The organism is Amycolatopsis sp. WAC 04197 (assembly GCF_003947475.1).
GTDB classification, from domain to species: domain Bacteria; phylum Actinomycetota; class Actinomycetes; order Mycobacteriales; family Pseudonocardiaceae; genus Amycolatopsis; species Amycolatopsis japonica.
Map to the genome: position 1 here is coordinate 67901 of NZ_QHJK01000008.1, position 21957 is coordinate 89857.

Annotated in this window: 23 protein-coding genes; 12 read left to right on the top strand and 11 right to left on the bottom strand. The window is 67.5% G+C overall.

Translation table 11 applies throughout. The features are described 5' to 3' along the window. Nucleotides 1-50: 50 nt before the first annotated feature. Together DMC64_RS27390 and DMC64_RS27395 are read left to right on the top strand one after the other, a co-directional pair. Nucleotides 51-617, top strand: coding sequence for a GNAT family N-acetyltransferase (locus tag DMC64_RS27390; RefSeq protein WP_125735868.1), 567 nt, complete (start codon nt 51-53; stop codon nt 615-617). Next, on the top strand, nt 614-1240 hold the full coding sequence (locus tag DMC64_RS27395) for a LysE family translocator (protein ID WP_037338861.1): 627 nt from the start codon (nt 614-616) through the stop codon (nt 1238-1240). Before DMC64_RS27390 ends, DMC64_RS27395 begins: the two co-directional genes overlap by 4 nt. A gap of 22 nt (nt 1241-1262) precedes the next feature. Here DMC64_RS27395 and DMC64_RS27400 read toward each other — a convergent pair whose 3' ends face one another. Further along, a complete protein-coding gene (locus tag DMC64_RS27400; RefSeq protein WP_125735869.1) occupies nt 1263-2321 on the bottom strand; it encodes a cobalamin-independent methionine synthase II family protein in 1059 nt (352 codons plus the stop codon). A 254-nt stretch (nt 2322-2575) separates the two neighbouring features. Here DMC64_RS27400 and DMC64_RS27405 point away from each other — a divergent pair, with 254 nt between their 5' ends. The 6 genes from DMC64_RS27405 (at nt 2576) to DMC64_RS27425 (ending at nt 6871) form a co-directional block, all read left to right on the top strand. Beyond that, a complete protein-coding gene (locus tag DMC64_RS27405) occupies nt 2576-2842 on the top strand; it encodes a DUF3040 domain-containing protein (protein WP_125735870.1) in 267 nt (88 codons plus the stop codon). Nucleotides 2843-2903: 61 nt separating this feature from the next. Continuing rightward, on the top strand, nt 2904-3329 hold the full coding sequence (locus DMC64_RS27410; protein WP_037338865.1) for a YciI family protein: 426 nt from the start codon (nt 2904-2906) through the stop codon (nt 3327-3329). Nucleotides 3330-3338: 9 nt separating this feature from the next. Further along, nucleotides 3339-4379, top strand: a complete 1041-nt coding sequence (locus DMC64_RS27415; RefSeq protein WP_125735871.1) for a DNA polymerase IV — start codon at nt 3339-3341, stop codon at nt 4377-4379. A 250-nt stretch (nt 4380-4629) separates the two neighbouring features. After that, a complete protein-coding gene (gene ahcY, locus DMC64_RS27420) occupies nt 4630-6105 on the top strand; it encodes an adenosylhomocysteinase (RefSeq protein ID WP_199755113.1) in 1476 nt (491 codons plus the stop codon). 239 nt (nt 6106-6344) lie between these two features. Further along, the gene (locus DMC64_RS43015) at nt 6345-6500 is read left to right on the top strand and encodes a DUF6131 family protein (protein WP_007034891.1); all 156 of its coding nucleotides are present in this window, start codon (nt 6345-6347) and stop codon (nt 6498-6500) included. A gap of 149 nt (nt 6501-6649) precedes the next feature. Beyond that, nucleotides 6650-6871 carry a DUF2795 domain-containing protein gene (locus tag DMC64_RS27425; RefSeq protein ID WP_037340145.1) on the top strand — a complete coding sequence of 74 codons (222 nt, stop codon included), beginning with the start codon at nt 6650-6652 and terminating at the stop codon, nt 6869-6871. A gap of 171 nt (nt 6872-7042) precedes the next feature. Here DMC64_RS27425 and DMC64_RS27430 read toward each other — a convergent pair whose 3' ends face one another. The 7 genes from DMC64_RS27430 to DMC64_RS27460 all read right to left on the bottom strand — a co-directional run bounded on the left by DMC64_RS27430 (nt 7043) and on the right by DMC64_RS27460 (nt 12266). Then, on the bottom strand, nt 7043-7255 hold the full coding sequence (locus tag DMC64_RS27430) for a hypothetical protein (protein WP_125735873.1): 213 nt from the start codon (nt 7253-7255) through the stop codon (nt 7043-7045). 133 nt (nt 7256-7388) lie between these two features. Further along, nucleotides 7389-8243, bottom strand: a complete 855-nt coding sequence (locus DMC64_RS27435) for a Ku protein (RefSeq protein WP_016334728.1) — start codon at nt 8241-8243, stop codon at nt 7389-7391. Between the two features lie 118 nt (nt 8244-8361). Next, nucleotides 8362-9588, bottom strand: a complete 1227-nt coding sequence (locus DMC64_RS27440) for a styrene monooxygenase/indole monooxygenase family protein (RefSeq protein WP_016334729.1) — start codon at nt 9586-9588, stop codon at nt 8362-8364. Between the two features lie 25 nt (nt 9589-9613). Then, a complete protein-coding gene (locus DMC64_RS27445; RefSeq protein ID WP_016334730.1) occupies nt 9614-10231 on the bottom strand; it encodes an ATP/GTP-binding protein in 618 nt (205 codons plus the stop codon). Next, the gene (locus DMC64_RS27450; RefSeq protein ID WP_016334731.1) at nt 10206-10589 is read right to left on the bottom strand and encodes a DUF742 domain-containing protein; all 384 of its coding nucleotides are present in this window, start codon (nt 10587-10589) and stop codon (nt 10206-10208) included. The genes DMC64_RS27445 and DMC64_RS27450 overlap by 26 nt, the downstream gene beginning before the upstream one ends. A 19-nt stretch (nt 10590-10608) precedes the next feature. After that, nucleotides 10609-11043, bottom strand: a complete 435-nt coding sequence (locus DMC64_RS27455) for a roadblock/LC7 domain-containing protein (RefSeq protein WP_005159022.1) — start codon at nt 11041-11043, stop codon at nt 10609-10611. Next, nucleotides 11040-12266 (bottom strand): sensor histidine kinase KdpD, encoded by a 1227-nt coding sequence (locus DMC64_RS27460; protein WP_125735874.1) that lies wholly within the window; start codon nt 12264-12266, stop codon nt 11040-11042. The genes DMC64_RS27455 and DMC64_RS27460 overlap by 4 nt, the downstream gene beginning before the upstream one ends. Nucleotides 12267-12538: 272 nt before the next feature. Between DMC64_RS27460 and DMC64_RS27465 the strand changes: the two genes are divergently transcribed. The 4 genes from DMC64_RS27465 (at nt 12539) to DMC64_RS27480 (ending at nt 18524) form a co-directional block, all read left to right on the top strand. Beyond that, nucleotides 12539-13186, top strand: a complete 648-nt coding sequence (locus DMC64_RS27465; protein ID WP_125735875.1) for a TetR/AcrR family transcriptional regulator — start codon at nt 12539-12541, stop codon at nt 13184-13186. 30 nt (nt 13187-13216) lie between these two features. Then, nucleotides 13217-14950 (top strand): ABC transporter ATP-binding protein, encoded by a 1734-nt coding sequence (locus DMC64_RS27470; RefSeq protein ID WP_125735876.1) that lies wholly within the window; start codon nt 13217-13219, stop codon nt 14948-14950. Next, on the top strand, nt 14950-16959 hold the full coding sequence (locus DMC64_RS27475; RefSeq protein WP_125735877.1) for an ABC transporter ATP-binding protein: 2010 nt from the start codon (nt 14950-14952) through the stop codon (nt 16957-16959). The genes DMC64_RS27470 and DMC64_RS27475 overlap by 1 nt, the downstream gene beginning before the upstream one ends. Before the next feature lie 128 nt (nt 16960-17087). Beyond that, complete coding sequence (locus DMC64_RS27480; RefSeq protein ID WP_233629833.1) at nt 17088-18524, top strand: DNA polymerase ligase N-terminal domain-containing protein; 1437 nt, start codon at nt 17088-17090, stop codon at nt 18522-18524. Between the two features lie 157 nt (nt 18525-18681). Here DMC64_RS27480 and DMC64_RS27485 read toward each other — a convergent pair whose 3' ends face one another. The 3 genes from DMC64_RS27485 to DMC64_RS27495 all read right to left on the bottom strand — a co-directional run bounded on the left by DMC64_RS27485 (nt 18682) and on the right by DMC64_RS27495 (nt 21547). Beyond that, nucleotides 18682-19035, bottom strand: a complete 354-nt coding sequence (locus tag DMC64_RS27485; protein ID WP_037338886.1) for an STAS domain-containing protein — start codon at nt 19033-19035, stop codon at nt 18682-18684. Between the two features lie 75 nt (nt 19036-19110). Beyond that, entirely contained in the window at nt 19111-20622 is a 1512-nt protein-coding gene (locus DMC64_RS27490; RefSeq protein ID WP_125735879.1) for a CYTH and CHAD domain-containing protein, read from the bottom strand. 67 nt (nt 20623-20689) lie between these two features. Continuing rightward, nucleotides 20690-21547 (bottom strand): helix-turn-helix transcriptional regulator, encoded by an 858-nt coding sequence (locus tag DMC64_RS27495; protein ID WP_037338891.1) that lies wholly within the window; start codon nt 21545-21547, stop codon nt 20690-20692. Nucleotides 21548-21957: the final 410 nt, after the last annotated feature.

Consider the following 21957-nt stretch of genomic DNA (forward strand, 5'->3'; position numbering starts at 1 on the left):
ACGGGATTATCCGATAGGCGACGACGCCTTCGTTGGCTATCTTCCGCGGGATGACGACGTACACGCCACCGCAGCGGGCGGCCACCCTCGCCGACGCGCCCGCCATCTCGGCGCTGATGCGGGCCTCGGTGCTGGAGTTGTTCCCCCGGTTCTACGACGAGCGGCAGACCTTGAGCGCGGCCGAACATATCGCGAGCCTCGATGTGCGGTTGATCGAAGACGGCACCTACTTCGTCCACGAGGCCGACGGCGAGATCGTCGCCTGCGGGGGTTGGAGCAGGCGCAACCGAACGCACGCCGGCGCGGGTGACGCGGCGGACGACGACCGTCCCCTCGATCCGGCCACCGAACCGGCGCGGGTGCGCGCCATGTTCGTCCGCGCCGACTGGACCCGGCGCGGGCTCGGGCGCGCGATCCTCGAGTCCTGCCGTCTCGCGGCGAAGGCCGAGGGCTTCAGCTCGCTCACCCTCACGGCGACGCTGCCCGGTGTCCCGCTGTACCTCGCGTTCGGCTTCACCGAGGTCGAACGGGTGACGGTGACGACGCCCGACGGCGTGGACGTGCCGGGCGCCGTGATGGCCAGGGACATCGACGAGCCGGATAGCATCGAGCCATGATCTCCGGGGCCACCGCACTCTCGTTCGTCCTGATCTGCCTGCTCGGCGCGATGGCACCGGGCCCGGATTTCCTGGTGGTGACCCGCAGCGCGATCCTCGGCGGGCGCAAGGCCGGCATCTCCGCCGGACTCGGCATCGCGCTCGGCGTCTTCGTCTGGGTGGTCGCGATCGCGCTCGGGGTCGCGGCGATCCTCACCGCTTCGGCGATCGCGTTCACCGTGGTGAAGCTGATCGGCGCCGCGTACCTGATCTTCCTCGGCGTCAAGGCTTGGCTGGCGGTACGCCGTGGCGACTACAGCGAACTCAAGGACAAGGTCGCGCCGGTCATCGCGCCCAAGGAGGCGTTCCGGCAGGGGCTGCTCACCAACCTGCTCAACCCGAAGGTCGCGATGTTCTTCCTCGCGCTCATCCCCCAGTTCCTCCCGCATTCGGCCTCGACCGCGCAGACCCTGCAGCTCGCCGTCCTCGCCACCACGGTGGCCGTCGTCTGGACGTTCGTCCTCGCGACGCTGGTCGGTTCACTGCGGCGGTTCTTCAGCTCCGGCCGCGTCCGGCGCATGATGGACGCGGTGATGGGCACCTTCCTGGTCGGACTCGGCATCCGGGTCGCGGTCCAGAACTGACGAAGGCACCCATCACGCGGCGTCAGAGCGCTTCGGCGGCGAGGCGCGTCCCTTCGACGCGGGCGGCGATCTTGGCGAACGCGATGTCCCGCGACGTCGAGGTGTCGTCGGCGAACGGGGAGAACCCGCAGTCGTCACAGGTGCCCAGCCGCTCCGGCGGGAGGTATCGCGCCGCCTGCAGAACCCGGTCCCGGACCTCCTCGGCGGTTTCGACCCTCGGGTCGATCGGGTCGGTCACGCCGACGAAGACCCGCTGGTCCGGCCCCGCGTGCTCGGCGATCACGCGCAACGCCCGTTCGGGATCCGCCTCACTGGCGAGCTGGACGTAGACGTTGCCGACCTTCAGCTGGAACAGCGTCGGCAGCAATCCGGCGTAATCGACGTCGAGGCTGTGCACGGAGTCCTGGTCCCCACCGGGGCAGGTGTGCACGCCGATCTTCTTCCGCTCCTCGTCCGAGAACCGGTCCAACACCGCGTTGTTCAGGTCCACAAAGGACTGGAGCAGGCCGCCCGACGGATCGAGCTTCAGCGACAACCTGCCCTCGGTGAAGTCGATCTGCACGCTGTCCGCGCCCGCGTCGAGACTGCGGCGGATATCGGCCTCCGCTTCGTTCACCAGGTCGGCGATGAACTGTTCTTTGTCATATCCCGACAATTCCTCACCGGGATAGACGAGACTGATCGCCGAAGCCGCGATCACCGCCTGCTTCACCGGTTTGGTCGCATACTTTTTCGCCTCACGCAGATACGTGTCGGCGTAGGCCTGATAACGGAACGGCCCGGCGGTGAGCCTCGGAAGCTGCCGGGTGTGCCCGTCGGCGAACGGGATCACGACGCCGTCCGGCGCCAGCGAAGTGAGGCCCGCCAAGGGATACGTGGCGAAGCTCGGCTTGCCCTGTTCCCCGTCGGTGATGACCGGGGAACCGGTCTCCTCCAGGCGCTTGATGGTGTCCACGAGGGCTTTTTCGCGCAATTCGCCGAGTCCGTCGGCGTCGAGCCGCCCCGCCGCGTGCTCACCGAGCGCCTCGATGAGATAGCCGGGCCGGGGAATGCTGCCGATCGGTTCGGTGGGCATGGTCATCGCTCGGGTCCTCCCAGATGGCGCAACCGCGGCCACCCTGGCCACAGGCGCAGAAGCTACCGAGTTCTCCCTTCCGTGACGATCTTTTCCCGTGCCGAAACCCCTAATGGCGCAACCATTCGATCGAAATCGATCTTCCCAAGCCTTCGCGTATAGGTCGTTATACGAACGGGAGCGAAATTCGATGCTTATCCAGCTCCGCTCCTGGGTATTCCGTGGTTGTCGACGGCCGGGGCGCGCCGAAGGAGAAACCGATGCTGAGCCATCATGATCGGCAAGAGCTGGAGAAGATCGAGCGCTGGTTCGAGCTCACCGAACCGGCGCTGGCCGCCCGGCTCCGCGCCGGCAGGCCCGCCCGGCCCCCGCTCCTGCGGCTCGCCGTCCTCCTGAGCCTCGACATCACGGCGGGCCTGTTGATGCTGCTGGGCTTGATGCTGAACAGCCCGGCCCTGCTGCTGACCGGGATGATCACCGTGACCGCGGCGGTGATCGCGCACCTGTCCCGGTTCGGGCGCGACTGACCGTCTTCCCCGCCGCCGGTAGAGTCCGGGCGAAACGTCCGGTTCACTGGGAGGAAGACGCATGCGGTTCATGATCATCATCAAGGCGGACGAAGACTCCGAAGCCGGGAAGATGCCGCCGATGGAGGCTTTGACCGCCATGGCGAAGTTCAACCAGGAGATGCTCGACGCCGGGGTGCTGGTGGGCGGCGAGGGCCTGCAGGAGAGCTCGAAGGGCGCGCGGGTCACGCTCAGCGCCACCGGGGCCACCGTCACCGACGGCCCGTTCACCGAGGCCAAGGAACTCGTCGGCGGCTTCTGGATTGTCGATGTCCCGTCGCGCGCCGAAGCGATCGAGTGGGCGAAGCGCTGCCCCACTCCCCCGACCGGTGACACCGTGCTCGAAGTCCGCAAGATCCTCGAAGCCGAGGATTTCGGTGAGAACTTCACGCCCGAACTGCAGGAGAACGAGCAGCGGATGCGCGACGAGATCGCGGAACGGGCCTAAGGTCGGCTCATGGCCGGCCGGGAGTGGGTCCTTCACGTCGACCTCGACCAGTTCATCGCGGCGGTCGAGGTCTCCCGGCGGCCTGAGCTGCGCGGCAAGCCCGTGGTCGTCGGCGGCACGGGCGATCCGACCGAACGGGCCGTGGTGGCGACGGCGTCGTACGAGGCGCGGGAATTCGGCATCCGGTCCGGGATGCCGTTGCGAACCGCCGCGAAACGCTGTCCTGACGCGATCTTCCTCGCCACGGACGCGCCCGCGTACCAAGAAGTCTCCGATCGGGTGATGGCGACACTGCGGGAATTCCCTGTGGTCGTCGAGGTGCTTGGCTGGGACGAAGCGTTCCTCGGCGTCACCACCGCCGATCCCGAAGCACTCGCCGCCGACATCCGCCGGGAAGTGGCCGACGAGACCGGGCTCTCCTGCTCGGTCGGCATCGGGGACAACAAGCTGCGCGCCAAACTCGCCACCGGCTTCGCCAAACCGGCGGGGATCTTCCGTCTCGTCCAGGACAACTGGTGGGAGGTCATGGCCGAAAAGCCGACGGACGCGCTCTGGGGCATCGGCGGCAAGACCACGAAGAAGCTCGCCGAGGCCGGCTATCACACCGTGCTGGAACTGGCGGGCGCCGATCCGGCGGACCTCGCGGCCCGGTTCGGCCCGAAGCTCGGCCCGTGGTACCGGATCCTCGCCGGCGGGCTCGGCGACGCCGAAGTCACCGCGACGCCCTATGTCGCACGGTCCCGTAGCCGCGAGACGACTTTTCAGCAGAATCTCACCGATCCCGAGGTCATGGCCGCCGAGGTCGCCGCACTCTCGAAACGGGTCTCACAGGACGTCGCCGAGGAGGGCAGGCCCGCCGCACGGATCGCGGTCAAGGTCCGGTTCGCCCCGTTCCAGACCCATACGCACAGCGTGACCCTGCCCGCACCGACCTCCGACCCCGGCGAAATCGAGAAGGCGGCGCTGGCCGTGCTCGGCATGTTCGACCTCGGCAGACCGGTCCGGCTGCTCGGCGTCCGCGCCGAATTCGGCACGCCCGCGTCACCTTGACAGCGCTCGCGGCGCTTTGCCATTCTGGTTCCGGGTCGAGAGGCGCTGCGACGGAATTCTTCCGCCACGCTCGGCCCGTCGCGACAGACGTAAGGGCGCCTCCCACTGTGGAGGTGCCTTTCTTGCGTCAGAACCCTTTTCCGGCCTTCGTCGTCGAGGCCGTGCGCTGAACCCCCGTACTGACACCGTCTTTCCCGCCACCGGCGAGAAGGACCGCTCCGCCCTGCCTTCCTCGATGAATGGAGAACCAGTGAGCCCCACCCTGTCCAAGGTCAACGGGATCGAATTCGCCGTCGCCGACCTTTCCCTCGCCGAGGCCGGCCGCAAGCAGCTGCGCCTCGCCGAGGTCGAGATGCCCGGCTTGATGGCGCTGCGCCGCGAATACGCCGACTCGCAGCCGCTGAAGGGCGCCCGGGTCGCGGGTTCGCTGCACATGACCGTCCAGACCGCCGTGCTGATCGAGACGCTCGTCGCGCTGGGCGCCGAGGTGCGCTGGGTGTCCTGCAACATCTTCTCCACGCAGGACGAGGCCGCCGCGGCCGTCGTCGTCGGCCCGAACGGCACCGTCGAGAACCCCTCGGGCTCCTCGGTGTTCGCGTGGAAGGGCGAGACGCTCGCCGAATACTGGTGGTGCACCGACCAGCTCTTCGACTTCGGTGACGGCCGCGTCCCGAACATGGTCCTGGACGACGGCGGCGACGCGACCCTGCTGATCCACAAGGGCGTCGAGTTCGAGGCGGCGGGCGCCGTCCCGCAGGCGACCGAGGAGGACGGCGAGGAGTACGGCCTCGTCCTGGAGACCCTGCGCGAAAGCCTCAGCCGCGACACCGGCCGGTTCACCCGGATCGCCAAGGAGGTCCGCGGCGTCACCGAGGAGACCACCAACGGCGTCAAGCGGCTCTACAAGCTCGCCAAGGAAGGCGAACTGCTCTTCCCGGCGATGAACGTGAACGACTCGGTGACGAAGTCGAAGTTCGACAACAAGTACGGCATCCGCCACTCGCTCATCGACGGTCTCAACCGCGGCACCGACGTGATGATCGCGGGCAAGGTCGCGGTCGTCTGCGGCTACGGCGACGTCGGCAAGGGCGCGGTGGAATCGCTGCGCGGCCAGGGCGCTCGCGTGGTCGTCACCGAGATCGACCCGATCTGCGCACTGCAGGCGGCGATGGAGGGCCTCGACGTCGTGGAACTCGACGACGTCGTCGAGCGCGGCGACATCTTCATCACCACCACCGGCAACTTCGACATCATCATGGCCGACCAGATGGCCAAGATGAAGCACAACGCGATCGTCGCGAACGTCGGCCACTTCGACAACGAGATCGACATGGCGGGCCTCGCGAAGATCCCGGGCATCCAGAAGATCGAGGTCAAGCCGCAGGTGCACGAGTGGGTCTTCCCCGCGACGGCGGACCGCGAGGCGCACTCGATCATCGTGCTCTCCGAGGGCAGGCTGATGAACCTCGGCAACGCGACCGGCCACCCGAGCTTCGTGATGTCGAACTCCTTCACCAACCAGACGATCGCGCAGATCGAGCTGTTCACGAAGCCCGGCGAGTACGCCACCGACGTCCACGTGCTGCCGAAGCACCTCGACGAGAAGGTGGCCCGCCTGCACCTGGACGCGCTGGGTGTCCGGCTGACCAAGCTGACCAAGCGCCAGGCCGAGTACATCGGCGTGGACGTCGAAGGTCCGTACAAGCTGGACCACTACCGGTACTGAGCCCTTCACGCCTCGTGAGTGGCAGTACGTGAAGGCCCCCTTCCTTGCGCTAGACGCAGTGAAGGGGGCCTTCACGTACTTGGGGCGCGTGCCCGACGCGCACCGCCCGGCGTTAGGCCGAATGCGTGAAAACTTCGGCCGGATGGACCTGTTTCCCGCGATTTCGGGGCGGGAATCCCTTGCGTAGCCACACCCCGGCAGCACTCAGGCCGGGCGACTACGAAGGAGAAGGTGTTCCCGTGATCATTCTCGGCGTCATCCTGATTGTCGTCGGTGTCATCGCCAGCATTCCCGTCCTGTACTCGATCGGGATCGCGCTGGCGGTCATCGGCATCATCCTGGCCGTTCTCGGGAACACCGGGAAGGCCATCGGCGGTCGCGCCCACTGGTACTGAGCACCGGACCGAAACCGGTACCGAGCCCCCCGGTGCCGGTTCTGAAACAGCCCGGGCACCCGGCGTTCCCCTCACGCCGGGTGCCCGGGCTGTTTCCGTTCCCCGCCCGCCGGGTATCCGCCCCGGACGAGGAGAAGGAGGGAGAGCCGATGGCAGGAACAGACCCGCGCCCGTACTTGACGGAGGCGCGTTATCCGTGCGGACGCGACGAACTCCTGCGGGCCGCCGCGGCGGCCGGAGCGGGCGACGAGGTGCTCGGGCCGCTGGGCGCCCTTCCCGCGCGTGACTACGCGGACGGAGACGGGGTCTGGGACGCGGTGTGCGCCTGCGACGGCGCTTCGATCCACGACACCGCGAAGGAAGCGCCGTGACAGGAAACCCGTGACATGAAGGGGTCCCCCGGCTCCGAGGGGGAGGGAGAGCCGGAGGACCCCGTCATAGTTAACACATTCCCGGCCGCGATGTACACGAACGCCTACACCTTCGAGTGGCAATCGGTCGCGATCACCCGGATCGGGCCGGATTGGTGTATTGGCCGCCGGTCAAGAAGCCCGCAGCAGCATCTGGGCCGAAACCTCCGCGCACGAGCAGCCGCCGTCGACGTCGAAGCAGTCGATCGTCAGCGTGTGCCGCGCGAAGTCGAAGTCGACGCAGCCGTCTTCGCTGCATTCGGTGAAGCCACCGTCGAGGTGGACCACCAGGGTGCCGTGGCAGTGGTCGAGTCCGACGGCGCAGAACGCGCACTCCATGCTCATACCGCCTCCCGCGTTCAGGAAAGTTCTCCTCGATTGCCTTACTACCACCGAGGGACGACAGATCCTGGCATACGCGCGGCGTGTCGCGGCACCCGGCGGGGTGACGCCGGGCACAACAGTCCACAAAGGATGGTCAGGCGCTCTTCGGGGTTCGCTTGCCGGACGCGGGTTTCTTCGCCGCGGTGGCCTTCTTGGCCGTCGACGGCTTCCTGCTCTTCTTCGCCTCGCTCACGCTGGCCTGCAAGGCCTCCATGAGGTCGACGACGTCGGCCTTCGCGCCGACGGCCTTCGGCTTGGTCGTCTCGTTCCCGGCGGCCTTGGCCTCGATCATGGCCTCCAGCGCCTCACGGTAGGAGTCCGTGTACTTGTCCTGCTCGAACACCGGCTCCGACAGCGAGTCGATCAGCGAGCCGGCCATCGTCAGTTCCTGCGGCCGCACCTGCGGCGGATCGTCGTGCAGGAAACCGAAATCCGGGACGCGGACCTCGTCGGGCCACAGCATCGTCGTCATCGTCAGGACGTCGCTGTGCACCCGCAGGATCGCGAGCGTCTCCCGCTGCCGGATGGCGACCTTCGCGACCGCCACGTGGCTCGCCTTCTGCAGCGCGTCACGCAGGACCACGTAAGGTTTGACGGCGTTCTTCTGCGGTTCGAGGTAGTAGGTCTTGTCGAACTGGATCGGGTCGATGGACTCCAGCGGCACGAACTCGAGCACGTCGATCGCCCGTGACGACGCCAGCGGCAGTTCGGACATGTCCTCGTCGGTGAGTACGACCATCTCGCCGTCGGGCAGTTCGTATCCCTTGGCGATCTCGGCGTAGGGCACTTCCTCGCCGTCGATCGTGCAGAACCGCTTGTACTGGATGCGACCGCCGTCGGCCTCGTGCACCTGGCGCAGCGAGACGTTCTTGTTCTCGGTGGCCGCGTAGAGCTGGATCGGGATGCTCACCAGCCCGAAGGACACCGAGCCCTTCCACATCGAACGCATCGAGCCGCACCTCCGCTGCCGTCACCGACCGTACTCACGCACGGTGACAACGGTAGCCCGAAACGGCGCACCGCGACAGTCCCGCACACTCGGACGCGGGACTGTCGCACTACCGGAATCAGGCCTCGGCCAGGTACTTCTCCGCCTTCGCCGGATCGAGGAACCAGTGCTGGAAATCGGTCGGATCGGAGAACCCGTTCGCGAACCGCTTGGCCACGGCCGGGTTCTCCCCCGCCGCGCCGATGATCTGGAGCACGTGCGGGGGCGGCGGCTGCAGCATCGCGTTCGTCCAGGTCGTGACGTGCTGGGCGTACTCCCAGTACTTCTCGAACGACGCGGTCATCCACTCCTCGTCGAACGGCTTGTCCCCGCGTTCGAGGATCGAGTCCAGATAGGACGCCGCGCAGTGACTCGCGTTGTTCGAGCCCTGGCCGGTGATCGGGTCGTTGGCCACCACGACGTCGGCCATGCCGAGCACCGCGGTCCCCGAGCCCAGTTTGCCGACCGCGTTCCGCACGACCGGGGTGTACCCGCCGGCCAGCGTCGCCTTGTCGTCGGTCAGCACTGCGTTCCGTGAGCGTTCGTACTCCCACGGGAGGAACTGCTTCATCAGCGACAGGATCCGGTCGAGATGCTGCTGCGGCGTGGGCCTGTCGTCCCAGCAGTCGAGCGGGCCACCGGGAATCCCCTCGAAGAACAGGATGTCGCAGTTCCCGCTCAGCGTGTACGCGGGGATCATGAACAGTTCACCCACGCCGGGGATGATGTTGAACCGCACCGCCGCCTTGTCCGGATGCTCGGGCCGGCGCTCCAGCCCGTGCACGTACGCCAGCGAAAGCGCGCGCTGGGGTTCGGTGTACGGCGAACGCTCCGGGATCCGGTCGAACAGCTGGACCAGTTCGCCCTTGCCCGCCGCGATGACCACCAGGTCGTACAGCTTCGCCAGCGGGGCCAGATCCGAGGTGGTGACGCCGTGGATGACGACCTTGCCGCCGCGGTCCTCCACCAGCTCCAGCCAGGCCGCCATCTTCACCCGCTGGTCGACCGACTGCGCGTAGTGCTCCAGCGGCCCGAACCAGTCCAGCACCCGGCTGGAATCGGGGCCGGCGATGGAAACGCCGAGTCCCTCGACCTTGACGGTCTCGTCCTCCCACAGGTTCAGCTTGTGGTCCCGCTCGTGCTGCAAAGCCGAATGGAACATGCACTGGGTCGACATCACCTTGCCGGAGCGGATCTCGTCCGGCGTCCGCGCCGACATCACCGTGACGTCGTAGTCGTGGGACAGCAGGCTCAAGGCCAGCTGCAACCCCGACTGCCCGGCACCGACGATCAGAACCTTGCGCATCCTCTGCGTTCCTCCCAGAACCCGTTCAGCTGAGTGCGGCGAACTCGCGGCCTGGCCCGGAGACCACCGCGAGGGACAACGTGTGCGACACCAGTTCCTGCAGCGTCGCGACCGCCGACTTCGGGTCGCGGGCGTCGCAGGTGACCAGCGGGATGTCCGGGGAGAGCGCCAGCGCGTCGCGGACCTCTTCGAGGTCGTGCACCGGCATCCCCTCGAACTGGTTGACCGCGACGATGAACGGCAGCTCCGAGTCGTTCTCGAAGTAGTTGATCGCGGCGAACGACTGGTCGATCCGGCTGGTGTCGACCAGGACGACGGCACCGAGCGCGCCGCGCGAAAGGTCGTCCCAGAGGAACCAGAACCGGGCCTGGCCGGGTGTGCCGAACAGGTACAGGAGCAGGTCTTCACGCAGGGTGATCCGGCCGAAGTCCATCGCGACCGTGGTGGTGGATTTGGTTCCGGGCGGTACCAGCTCGTCGACCCCGGCCCCGGCCTCGGTCATCCAGGCTTCGTTGCTCAGGGGCGGGACCTCGGAGACGGAGCCGACGAACGTCGTCTTGCCAACGCCGAATCCACCGGCGACCACGATCTTGGCGGAGATCGCCAGCAGATCGGCGTCAGACCGGGAGGCGCTTGAGTCCATCGAGGATCCTCTCGAGCACGTTCGTATCGTGGTTGTAGGCGTGGGCCGTCGGGTGCACGAAGACGGCGCCCTGGGTGGCGAGGTCGCCGATGAGCACCCGGACCACGCCCAGTGGCAGATCCAGTCCCACCGAAAGCTCGGCGATCGACGAGCGTTCGCGGGCGCGCTCGTACAGCGAGCGCGATTCGGGCATCAGCGCCTCGGCCAGCGACGGGTCGTAACGCGGGACCGAGATCAGGGTCTCCACCAGCAGCAGCTGGCTGCTCTTGGTCCGGCCGCCGGTCAGCGCGTACGGCCGGATTCTGCGGCTGCGCATCTTGACGGGCCGGTCCGGAGATTGGTCGCTGGACACGGTCATCCCTTCCTTCTCCGGATTCTCAGGCCTGCGGCCGTCGGGCGGTCAGGACCTGCCGGAGCCCCGCTCGCACCTCGGGGGTGAGCGCGTGACCGGCGTTGGTGATGAACTGGGTCATCTCGTAGGCGACGACCTTCATGTCGCAGTCCGGTTCGGTGAGCACCGCGAGCCCCGCTTCGGCACCGATCCCCATGAAGAGGAAGTACCCGCGGGTCAGCCGGATGATGATCTGCTCGCAGTTGCCCTTGCCGAACAGCGCGGCGCTGTTGCCCGCGAGGCTGAGCAGGCCGCTCGCGATCGCGGCGAGCTGCTCGGCGTCGTCACTGGACACCGATTCCGACGCGGTCAAAGGGAAACCGTCGACGGACATGATCAGCGCGTGGCTGGCACCGTGCACCTTGCGCACGAAGTCGTCGAGCAGCCACGTGAAATCCGTGGTCGCGTCCTGGGCGGTCACTGGGTGTTTCCTCCGGTCTCACGCTCGTGCCGGTCGTCGAGAGCGGCACGCTCGCCGTCGGTGAAGGCATCGAGGTCGGCCAGCAGCGCCTCGTGCCCGTCCGCCGCGTCGGCGGGCGGGGTGGTCGGCGGGGCCGGTTCGTCGGGCAAAGTCCTGATACTGCGGGAAACCCGGCGCGGTAGACCGCTGGCCGTCGTGCCGCCGTCGGCGGGCGGCTGGAAGGCCGAGCGCGGACGCGGGCTGGGCTTCCGTTCGGGTTCCGGTGCCACCGACGGGGCCGGGCGGCGCCTCGGCAGCCCGGACGGCGTCGCGACCGGCCCGCCAACGGGCGCGCCGTTGGTGATCCTTGCCTGCGGCAGCACGACCGTCTGCGAACCGGACCACTGCTTCTCGGCCAGTTCCGAGACCACCGGGACCGGCAGCAGCACGGTGGCGACCGTGCCGTGCGGGGTGCGGCGGTCGAGTTTGACGGTGATCTCGTGGCGGTCGGCGAGCCTGCCGACGACCGCGAGTCCCATGTGCCGCACGGAATCGTCGTCGAGCACCGGGCCGGCCGCCAGCCGTTCGTTCAGCACCGCGAGCCGTTCGGGCGGCATGCCGATGCCCTCGTCCTCGATCCGGATCAGCACGCTCCCCTGTTCGGTGAGGTGCGCGCTGACGCTGACCGGAGAACTCGGTGACGACTGGTTCGCCGCGTTGTCGAACAGTTCCGCGAGGATCCGGCTGACGTCCTCGGCGGCGAAGCCGACGACGCCGAGCGAAACGACGCGGCCGATCGTGATCCGCGAGTAGTGGTCGATCGACGACATCGCCGCCCGCATCACGTCGAGCACGGAAGAGATCCCGGCCGTCGTGTCGTCGGCGTCCCGGCCGGCGAGCACGCGCAGGTTCTCCGCGTTGCGCCGCAACCGGGTGGCGAGGTGGTCGAGCCGGTAGAGCTCGGCGAGGCGGTCGGAGTTCTCCTCCCCCGCCTCCATCGTCTCCAGCTGCGCGAGCAGCTGGTCGAGCAGATTGAGGTCGCGCAACGCGACGTTGGAGCAGACACCCGCGAGCGCGCCGGCGTCCGGCGCTTCCACGGCAGGCCGCTGCTCCACTTCCGGTTCGACCGGTGGAGCCGACGGAGCGTGCCGGGGCGGTGCGGCGAGGAACTGCGCCGCGGCGACCCTGGAACGGTCCAGAAGAACCCGTGAGCGGTCAAGCAAGCCTCGAGCCCGCGTCACCATGTGCTTCCACTTCTTTCTCTTCGCATACCCGGACCCGTGTCGCACTCCCCAGCACAACGACGGCCATGCAAGCAGAAGTCACTATCCGTGTCCACAGTCGGTTTCCGTTCAACCGCTGGCAGTGACCTGGTCACGAACGCGTTACGGCTGGTGAGCGCGGCGCGCTAGGCCATTCGGCTGCATCTTGCGTGTTGCACGCCACGGGGGATGTCCGAAAAGTGCGGACTGCGCAGGAATTTGCGTGCCCCGCAACTTTTGCCTACCCTGGCGGCATGGCCCTGGACCCGAACGCGCCCTTGGGACTGCGCGAACGCAAGAAACGCGCCGCCCGGCGCGCCATGAGCGAGGCAGCGCTCAGGCTGGCCGCGGAGAAGGGCGTCGAGCAGGTCCGCGTCGAGGACATCGCCAGTGCCGTGGGCGTCTCGTCGCGCACGTTCAACAACTACTTCTCCAGCAAGGAGGAGGCGATCTGCTCGTTCATCGTCGAACGGCAGGAACGGGTCCTGGAGGCCTTGCGCGAAAGGCCTCCAGAGGAGCCCTTGTGGGAAGCGGTCAGCGCCGCGACTCTGGAGACGTACGGCCGCGAGGGCGAGCCGAACCGCGACTCGGTGAAGCTCGCGCGGTCGATGATCCTCCACCCGTCGGTGCACGGCGAGTTCCTCAAGGCCCACGCCACCGTCGAACGGGTGCTGGCGGAGGGCATCCTCGAACGGGCGGGGGCGGGCCCGGAAAACGCGTTGAACGCCAGGCTGATGGCGGCCATCGTGGAGTCCGCGGTGAAGACGGCGTTCTTCCACTGGCTGATGAACGAGGGCACCGAGCCGTTCCTGGAGACGGTCTCCGCCCTCCTGCACGAGGCCGCCGCGGGCGTCCCGTCCCTCACCGGACCCGAACCGGTGAAGAAACCGAACAAGCAGTAACACCCTACCCACCACTGGGGAGAAACCGTTGTGCTGACGAAGTTGTTGCGCATTCACCTGCGCCCGTACCGGCGAGACCTGTGGCTGATCGTGCTGCTGCAGTTCGTCCAGACCCTCGCCGGGCTCTACCTCCCCACCCTGAACGCCGACATCATCGACTCCGGCGTCGTCAAGGGCGACATCGACTACATCCTCGGTGTCGGCGGCGTCATGCTGCTGGTGTCGCTGGTGCAGATCGCCTGTTCGATCGGCGCCGTCTACTACGGCGCCCGCACCGCGATGGCGGTCGGCCGGGACGTCCGCGGCGCGATCTTCCACCGGGTCCAGGACTTCTCCGCCCGCGAGGTCGGCCAGTTCGGGACGCCGTCCCTGATCACCCGCACGACCAACGACGTCCAGCAGGTGCAGATGCTGACGTTGATGGCGTTCACCCTGATGGTGTCCGCGCCCATCATGTGCTTCGGCGGCATCATCATGGCGCTGAACCAGGACGTCACGCTCTCGTGGCTGCTGGTGCTCGCGGTGCCGATCCTCGGTGTCTCGGTCGGGATCATCATCGCGAAGATGCGGCCGGCGTTCCGGCTGATGCAGGAGCGCATCGACAAGATCAACCAGATCCTGCGCGAGCAGATCATGGGCATCCGCGTGATCCGCGCGTTCGTCAAGGACACCCACGAGCGGCGGCGGTTCACGAAGGCCGACACCGAACTGCTGGACGTCTCGCTGGTCGTCGGCAGGCTGATGGCCCTCATGTTCCCCATCGTGATGCTCGTGATGAACGCGTCCAGCGTCGCCGTGCTGTGGTTCGGCGGGCTGCGCATCGACGACGGCAGCATGCAGATCGGCGCGCTCACCGCGTTCCTGTCGTACCTGATGCAGATCCTGATGGCGGTCATGATGGCCACCTTCATGTTCATGATGGTGCCCCGTGCCGAGGTCAGCGCCGAGCGCATCACCGAGGTGCTGGACACGCACACCAGCGTCGTCCTCCCGGCGAACCCGGTGAGCCCCGGCGAGGTGCACGGGCGGCTCGAACTGTCCGATGTGGAATTCCGCTACCCCGGCGCGGAGAAGCCGGTGCTGCAGGACATCTCGCTGCTGGCCCTGCCCGGTGAGACCACCGCGATCATCGGCAGCACGGGCAGCGGGAAGACCACATTGCTCAACCTGATCCCCCGGCTGATGGACGCCACCGACGGCTCGGTGCGCGTCGACGGCGTCGACGTCCGTGAACTGGACGCGACCGTGCTTTCCGACGCCGTCGGGCTGGTGCCGCAGAAGCCGTACCTCTTCGCCGGGACGGTCGCGAGCAACCTGCGCTACGGCAAGGCCGACGCCACCGACGAGGAACTCTGGCACGCGCTGGAGGTGGCGCAGGGCAAGGACTTCGTCGAACGGATGCCCGAGGGGCTCGACTCCCCCATCGCACAGGGCGGGACCAACGTCTCGGGCGGGCAGCGCCAGCGGCTCGCGATCGCCAGGATGCTGGTGCGGCGTCCCGAGATCTATCTGTTCGACGACTCGTTCTCCGCGCTCGACTACGCGACCGACGCCGCGCTACGGCGGGCGCTCGTGGCCGAGACCGCCGAAGCGACCGTGGTCATCGTCGCGCAGCGGGTCAGCACGATCCGCCACGCGGACCGCATCGTCGTGCTCGACGAAGGCCGCGTCGTCGGCACCGGCACGCATACCGAACTCATGGACGGCAACGAAACCTATCGCGAGATCGTGCTGTCCCAGCTGACCGAGCAGGAGGCCGCCTGATGAGCGCGCCCGAATCCACGACGAAGGCCAAACCCCTGGGCGAGCGCGCGAGCGCGGCACGGGGACCCGGCCCCGGCGGAGGCGGTCTCGGCCGCGGCCCCGCCGCCTTCATGGGCGGCCAGTCCGCCGAGAAGGCCTTGGACTTCAAGGGATCCTTGAAACGGCTGCTGCGGCTGCTCCAACCGCAACGCGCCATGCTGTACGGCATCCTGCTGTTCGGCGTCGCCAGTGTCGCGCTGAGCGTCATCGGGCCGAAGATCCTCGGCATGGCGACGGACCTCATCTTCGCGGGCGTCGTCGCGAAGGACATGCCCGCGGGGGTGAGCAAGGAGCAGGTGATCGCCGGCCTGCGGGCTGAAGGCAACAACACCCTCGCCGACCTCTTCTCGGGGATCGACTTCGTACCGGGCCAGCGCATCGACCTCGACGCCGTCGGCCAGGTCCTGCTGTGGGTGCTGCTGCTCTACATCGTGGCGTCGTTCTTCTCGCTGCTGCAGGCGCGGCTGACCACGAATCTGGTCCAGCGGGCGGTGTTCGACCTGCGGGAACGGATCGAGGAGAAGTTCGCCAAGCTCCCGCTGAGCTACTTCGACCGCCAGCCCCGCGGCGAGGTGCTGAGCCGGGCGACCAACGACATCGACAATCTCGCGCTGTCCCTGCAACAGACCCTCGCGCAGATCGTGTCGTCGCTGCTGATGGTCGTCGGCGTGCTCGTGATGATGTTCGTCATCTCGCCGGTGCTCGCGCTGGTCGCGCTGCTGTCGGTGCCCGCGTCGGTGATCGTCGCGGCCAAGATCGGCAAGAAGGCGCAGCCGCAGTTCATCAAGCAGTGGTCCACCACCGGACGGCTCAACGCGCATATCGAGGAGATGTACACCGGGCACTCGCTGGTCAAGGTGTTCGGCCGCCGTCAGGAGGCCGAGGAGGTCTTCCGGGAGCACAATGACACGCTCTACGGCGCGAGCTTCAAGGCGCAGTTCATCTCGGGCACCATCCAGCCCGCGATGATGTTCATCGGCAACCTGAGCTACGTGCTGGTGGCCGTGATCGGCGCGCTGCGGGTGGCGTCCGGGACGCTGTCACTCGGTGATGTCCAGGCGTTCATCCAGTATTCACGGCAGTTCAGCCAGCCGGTCACCCAGATCGCCAGCATGGCGAACCTGCTGCAGTCCGGTATCGCGTCCGCGGAGCGGGTCTTCGCGCTTCTCGACGCGGATGAGCAGGAGCCGGAACCCGCCGAACCCGCGCGGGTCGAGCAGGTGCGGGGCCGGGTCGAGTTCGAGCACGTGTCCTTCCGGTACGCCGAAGACACGCCGCTGATCGAGGACCTGTCGCTCACCGTCGAACCGGGGCACACCGTCGCCATCGTCGGCCCGACCGGCGCGGGGAAGACCACGCTGGTCAACCTGCTCATGCGGTTCTACGAACTCGACGGCGGCAGGATCACCCTCGACGGCGTGGACATCGCCGGGATGGACCGCGAAGACCTGCGCGCCAAGACCGGCATGGTGCTGCAGGACGCGTGGTTGTTCGGCGGCACGATCGCGGAGAACATCGCCTACGGTTCCGCGGGCGCCACGCAGGACGAGATCGTGGCGGCGGCCAAGGCGACCCACGTCGACCGGTTCGTCCGCACGCTTCCGGACGGCTACGACACGGTGATCGACGACGAGGGCGGCACGGTCAGCGCGGGCGAGAAACAGCTGATCACCGTCGCGCGGGCGTTCCTGGCGAAGCCCGCGATCCTCATCCTCGACGAGGCCACCAGTTCGGTCGACACCCGGACCGAGGTGCTGATCCAGCGGGCGATGAATTCGCTGCGCGAGGGACGGACGAGTTTCGTCATCGCGCACCGGCTCTCCACCATCCGCGACGCGGACGTCATCCTGGTGATGGAGAACGGGTCGATCGTCGAACAGGGCGACCACGAAACGCTGCTGCTCACCGGTGGTGCGTACTCCCGGCTCTACGCCGCCCAGTTCGCGGAGGCGCTGGCCGAGACCGACTGAACCACATCGGTGCCGAAGGTCCCTTTTCCTCCTTTTACCGTGGGAAAAGGGACCTTCGGCGCACGGAAGGACGGTGAACGGCGCTAGGCTTGCGTGACCCGATCCGGAAAGGGGTGCGCCGGCCGACCATGGCGGAGAAACTCGGCGAATACCGCCGTAAGCGCAGACCTGGGCGAACTCCCGAACCCCTGCCGGATCGCGACGGGAAGACCGGGGCCGACGATCTCTTCGTCATCCAGGAACATCACGCGAGCAGCCTGCACTGGGACATCCGCCTCGAACGGGACGGGGTCCTCGTCTCCTGGGCGGTGCCGAAGGGCCTGCCGATGGCGCCGGACCAAGAGCGTCTGGCCGTGCACACCGAAGACCACCCGATGGAATACCTCACCTTCGAAGGCGAGATCCCGGCGGGCGAATACGGCGGCGGCACGATGACCATCTGGGACACCGGCCGGTACGAAACGCTGCACTTCAACGACCACAAGGTCGAAGTCGTCTTCCACGGCGCACGGGCACGCGGGAAATACCTGTTCCTCAACGTGAAGAAGGACGGACGCGACAACGGCTGGCTGCTCAAACGGCTCGACCCCGCCGACCCCGGCCGGAAGGAACTCCCCTCCTTCCTCGCCCCGATGCTGACCAAACCGGGCCGTCTCCCCTCGACCGGCGAAGACCCGGAATGGGCTTACGAATTCGACTGGTCCGGGCGCCGCACGCTGATCCGCGTATCCGGGGGCCGGATCACCGCCTACGACGATTCAGGCGACGACGTCACCGGCCTGTATCCCGAATTCCGCGGCCTCGGCGAACAACTCGGGGCCACGGAAGTCTTCCTCGACGGGGAAATCGTCGTCTTCGACGGCGGGAAGCCGAGCGCGGAAGGGCTCGGGCACCGCGCGCGGGCGACGAAGAACTCCGCCAAGCGGCTCACCTCACGGTATCCGGCGTTCTACCTGGTGAACGATCTCGTGCATCTCGACGGCCGCTCGTGTGTCGGGACGCCCTATGTCGAACGACGGGAACTGCTCGACGAACTCGGGCTCGCCGGACCGCACTGGCAGGTTCCCCGGTACTACCTCGGTGACGGTGGCGCGGTCGCGAGGGCGGCTCGCGAACACGGACTCGCCGGCGTCGTCGCCAAACGGGCCGACTCCGCGTACCACCCCGGAAAGCGCACCGGGGAATGGCTTTCCATCACGGGAACCCTGGTGCAGCAAGTGGTACTGGGCGGCTGGCGGCCGGGTGGCGGCAGCCGGGCGGGCACGTTCAGCTCGCTGTTGCTCGGCGTGCCACACGAAGACGGCTTGCGGTACATCGGAAACTGCGGTGTCGGCTTCGCGGGTGACGAGCTGGAGGAACTGTCCAAACAGCTGTTCCGCTTGGAGCGCAAGACATCCCCGTTCCATTCCGTTCCGGACAAACAGGCTCGGGACGCGCGCTGGTCGCGGCCGACCATCGTCGGCGAGGTCGTCTTCGGCGGCTGGACCGACGCGGGCTGCCTGCGCAATCCGCGGTGGCGTGGCCTGCTGCCGGACGTCTCCGCCGACGAGGTCGAACTCGACTAGTGTCGCGTGGCCCTGTTGCCTTGCGCCGCTGTGGATCCACGTGGTTCCTGGCAAGACGGAGAAAAGTCGCTCGTACTGGATGTACTCGGGCTTTTCTCCGACGCCGCCAGGGGCCGCGTGGGCCGCAGCGGCGCAAGGCAAACAGGGTCACGCGACACTAGATCCGCACGTCCTCGACGTCCCACCGGACGTCGAGGTCCGCTCCGACCCCGCTGACATCGAGAATCCGTGACACCAAAGCGGTCTTCACGATCACCGAGAACCGGGGCGACGCCGCGTTGGCCTCCTCGAGTGCCTGCAACCCGGCACAGCTGAGGAAACCGACGCCGGAGAGGTCGAGAATCACGTGCCTCCCTTTGACGCAGGCGCCGCTGAGCTCGGTGCGGAAGCGCCCGACGGTCGCCGCGTCGATTTCCCCCACCGCGGTGAGGATGAGAACGCCGTCCTTGCGGCGGCAGGTGGTCACGGCCAGGTCCGGCTGTTCGCCGGGTACGCGCTGGCCAGGCAACATTGGGGGCGCCTCTCTCCAGACCACCAAGTTCCCTCGACGTTACTCAACGACGGCGGCAGGTCAACCCGGGCTACCTCATTTGAGCCATTTCGGACGAGAACCTTTACCCGCCTTTTGCCATTTCCCGGCGAAGCGCCGGTGCGCGGCGTCGGCTTCGGCGACCGAACGCCCGTGCAGGAGCCCGTAGGTGAAAGCGTTTTCGTTCTCGGCGTAGGCGCGGAGGCCGAGGAGGCGCAGGACCTCCCGGCTGACCACGATGTCGTGATGCTCGCCGAGCGTGCTCTGCACCGCCTTGACGTTCTTTCGCCATTTTCGAAGCTTCTTGCCGGTCACCGGCCGGACCGCGTCCGCCGCGTAGCGGGCTCGCTTGGCCTTCTTGCGCACCTCGTGCAAGGCGGCGTCCTGCTCCGCGCCGGGCTCGAGCTTGCTCGCCGCGGCCACCGCCTTGCTCAGCTTCCGGCCCGACCGTGCGACGGCCTTGCGTAGTTCTTTCTTGCCATCCTTGATCTTCCGCGGTTTGCCGACGATCTTTTCCAGCGCTCGCAACAGCTTCGTGTACCGCTTGCTGTCGAGCGCCCGGATGGCGCGCGCCTTGGCCTCTTCGCCCTCGCGCGCGAAGTGGCGCGTCATCAGCTGCTCGACGTTCCCCAGCACGAGCTCGGCCGGGAGCGCCTTGACCTCGTCGTGCAGGCGCGCGGCCATGACCTCGCTGTCCCTCGCCGGCCCGAGTTCGCCGCCGAGCCAGCGGAGTTCCTCGGCGAGCTCGGCCGCGACGTCGGCGTCCAGCGAGCGGCGGAAGGTTTTCAAGGCGCTCCGCAGCCGCCTGGTCGCCACGCGCATCTGGTGTACCGCGTCCTCGACGTCCCGGCGGACCCCGATGTCGTTGCGTCGCAGCGCGTCCAGCTGCTCGGCGAGGTAGTCCGCCAGTACCGAGCCGCAAGCTCCCCTGGCCGGGGGCACGAGGTCGTCGGTCAGCCGCCGGAGCTTCGACGGCCACCTCGACCGCTCGGCGCCTCCTTCCAAGACCGCCTGCTCCAGGCTTTGGAGCAGTTCGGGGTCGGCGCCGGGCGAGAGTTCGATCTCGATCTCCCGCCAGCGGTCGAGGTGCGCCTTGTCCCCGCCTGCCTCGCCGGTGACGACGTCGTCGGTCAGCGTCGCGAGCTCGCGCCCGTCGGCGTCGAGCAAGGCGTACGAAGTGCGCTCGGTACGCAGATGCGCGGCCTGGACGAGTTTGGCGCCGAGCGTATGCGCCCGGACCAGTTTCGCCAGCGCGCCGGGCACCTTGTCCGGCTTCCCCGCCAGCGGGAGGCGGAGTTCCTCTCGCCTGTCCTCGCCGACCGGGAGTTTGAGATGCCAGCCCTCGTCGCTACCGCCGAGCCTCCGCCGCAGCGTGATGCCCGCCTGCGCGAGCCGGAAGTCGGCGGTGTCGAAGTACGTGGCGTCGAGGACGTCGACCCTCGGATCGGCCTGGTTCGTCACCGGGCCGGCCGGGACCAGCGGCGGGATGGGCCGGTCGGCCGCCAGGTCGTACTTCCGCTCGATCTCCGCCTCGGCGACCGGGGCACCACCCTGCGTCTTCGTCACCACGAACTCCTTCTCCTTGGCTACCCGGAAGGATTACCCCCTGCGGAGGCGGCGGGAAACCCCGGACGGATCATTCCTCCATCCGGTCGTACCGGTCCGCCCATTCGGCGAGCATTTGCCGTGATCTCTCCTCGGTCAGGGTATCGCTTTCCAACCTCGCGACGAGCGAATAATAGGCCTCGACCGCCACCCGGTCGTCGATGAACACCCCGGCCGCGTAGGAATCCGTGTACACCACCGCCGGATGTTCCGTGAATTCCATGATGGTGAAGGAATTCTCGAGCACCCTGCCCACTTCGCCGCTTTCGGGGACGATGCGAATGGAGCAATAAGGCAGATTCGCCGACAGGACGAGGTGGAGCAGTTGCTCGTGCATGATCCGGGGACCGCCGACGACCGACCGCAACGCGCGCTCGTGCACGAAGAACCGGCAGCGCGGCGGACGATCCCGCTGAAGCAACCGCTGCCGTTCCATCCGGGCGCTCACGATCTTGTCCAGCTGGGCCTGGTCGCGGTTGCCGATCAGTTCGAAGGCGGTGCGGGCGTACGGTTCGGTCTGCAGCAGTCCGGGAAGCGTCAACGACTCGTAGCGCACCAGCGTATGCGCGAGGTTTTCTTGGATCTCCAGGGATTTCATCGGGTCGACGAGCTCGTCGAAGTACGGCCGGACCCAGTACAGGTCACCGCCGGGCTGGGTCAGTTCCAGCAGCAGATCGCGTTCGGGCTCCGCCTCGCCGCAGGTCGCGAGATACAGCGCCGCGTCCACCACGGACAGCTCGCGCAGCCCTTGTTCCCACCTCGTGACCTTGCTCTGCAACCAGCCGTTACGGCGGCTGACGTCGGCTCCGCTGAAATGCCTGCGCTGCCGGAACGCCTTCATGCGGTGGCCCAGTTCCCGGGTCCGCGCCGTCGAATCCTTCTCAACCATGCGGGACAAACTAGGGCCGAACTCCGGCCGCGCGGCGATTGCCACGCGGCAATTCACCTCAAGTGCTGATCACTTGCGCTCCCGCACGTATCTTAAACGCTGCTTCGCAGGCGAAGCACCTTCGCGCGCGAAGGGTTCTTAAAGCTTTATAGCGGAATTGCGGAAAGGGATCCAGTTATTCGTCCGTGGATTTCTTGCGGTGCCGCAGTCTTCGGCGCCGGTCCGTGAAGGCCTCCTTGCCTACCCTGAAGGTAGTGAAGGAGGCCTTCACGGACTATGCGACCGCCACCGCAGCCTCAGTGACACCAGCAGTCGCAGCGGCGGCGCGTGAAGGCCTCCTTCACTCGGCTCAGCCGAGGAAACTCGACCTTCACACCTTCCCCAAGTACGTGAAGGCCCCCTTCACTGCG

What these genes read in the sequence shown, in the direction of transcription:
- DMC64_RS27425 (WP_037340145.1), top strand. Translation starts at nt 6,650, where the DNA reads ATGGCAGGAACAGACCCGCGCCCGTACTTGACGGAGGCGCGTTATCCG.
- DMC64_RS27405 (WP_125735870.1), top strand. Translation starts at nt 2,576, where the DNA reads ATGCTGAGCCATCATGATCGGCAAGAGCTGGAGAAGATCGAGCGCTGG.
- DMC64_RS27395 (WP_037338861.1), top strand. Translation starts at nt 614, where the DNA reads ATGATCTCCGGGGCCACCGCACTCTCGTTCGTCCTGATCTGCCTGCTC.
- DMC64_RS27475 (WP_125735877.1), top strand. Translation starts at nt 14,950, where the DNA reads ATGAGCGCGCCCGAATCCACGACGAAGGCCAAACCCCTGGGCGAGCGC.
- DMC64_RS27415 (WP_125735871.1), top strand. Translation starts at nt 3,339, where the DNA reads ATGGCCGGCCGGGAGTGGGTCCTTCACGTCGACCTCGACCAGTTCATC.
- DMC64_RS27400 (WP_125735869.1), bottom strand. Translation starts at nt 2,321, where the DNA reads ATGACCATGCCCACCGAACCGATCGGCAGCATTCCCCGGCCCGGCTAT.
- DMC64_RS27460 (WP_125735874.1), bottom strand. Translation starts at nt 12,266, where the DNA reads ATGGTGACGCGGGCTCGAGGCTTGCTTGACCGCTCACGGGTTCTTCTG.
- DMC64_RS27485 (WP_037338886.1), bottom strand. Translation starts at nt 19,035, where the DNA reads ATGTTGCCTGGCCAGCGCGTACCCGGCGAACAGCCGGACCTGGCCGTG.
- DMC64_RS27495 (WP_037338891.1), bottom strand. Translation starts at nt 21,547, where the DNA reads ATGGTTGAGAAGGATTCGACGGCGCGGACCCGGGAACTGGGCCACCGC.
- DMC64_RS27445 (WP_016334730.1), bottom strand. Translation starts at nt 10,231, where the DNA reads ATGGACTCAAGCGCCTCCCGGTCTGACGCCGATCTGCTGGCGATCTCC.
- DMC64_RS27430 (WP_125735873.1), bottom strand. Translation starts at nt 7,255, where the DNA reads ATGAGCATGGAGTGCGCGTTCTGCGCCGTCGGACTCGACCACTGCCAC.
- DMC64_RS27440 (WP_016334729.1), bottom strand. Translation starts at nt 9,588, where the DNA reads ATGCGCAAGGTTCTGATCGTCGGTGCCGGGCAGTCGGGGTTGCAGCTG.
- DMC64_RS27410 (WP_037338865.1), top strand. Translation starts at nt 2,904, where the DNA reads ATGCGGTTCATGATCATCATCAAGGCGGACGAAGACTCCGAAGCCGGG.
- DMC64_RS27390 (WP_125735868.1), top strand. Translation starts at nt 51, where the DNA reads ATGACGACGTACACGCCACCGCAGCGGGCGGCCACCCTCGCCGACGCG.
- DMC64_RS27480 (WP_233629833.1), top strand. Translation starts at nt 17,088, where the DNA reads ATGGCGGAGAAACTCGGCGAATACCGCCGTAAGCGCAGACCTGGGCGA.
- DMC64_RS27465 (WP_125735875.1), top strand. Translation starts at nt 12,539, where the DNA reads ATGGCCCTGGACCCGAACGCGCCCTTGGGACTGCGCGAACGCAAGAAA.
- DMC64_RS27435 (WP_016334728.1), bottom strand. Translation starts at nt 8,243, where the DNA reads ATGCGTTCGATGTGGAAGGGCTCGGTGTCCTTCGGGCTGGTGAGCATC.
- DMC64_RS27450 (WP_016334731.1), bottom strand. Translation starts at nt 10,589, where the DNA reads ATGACCGTGTCCAGCGACCAATCTCCGGACCGGCCCGTCAAGATGCGC.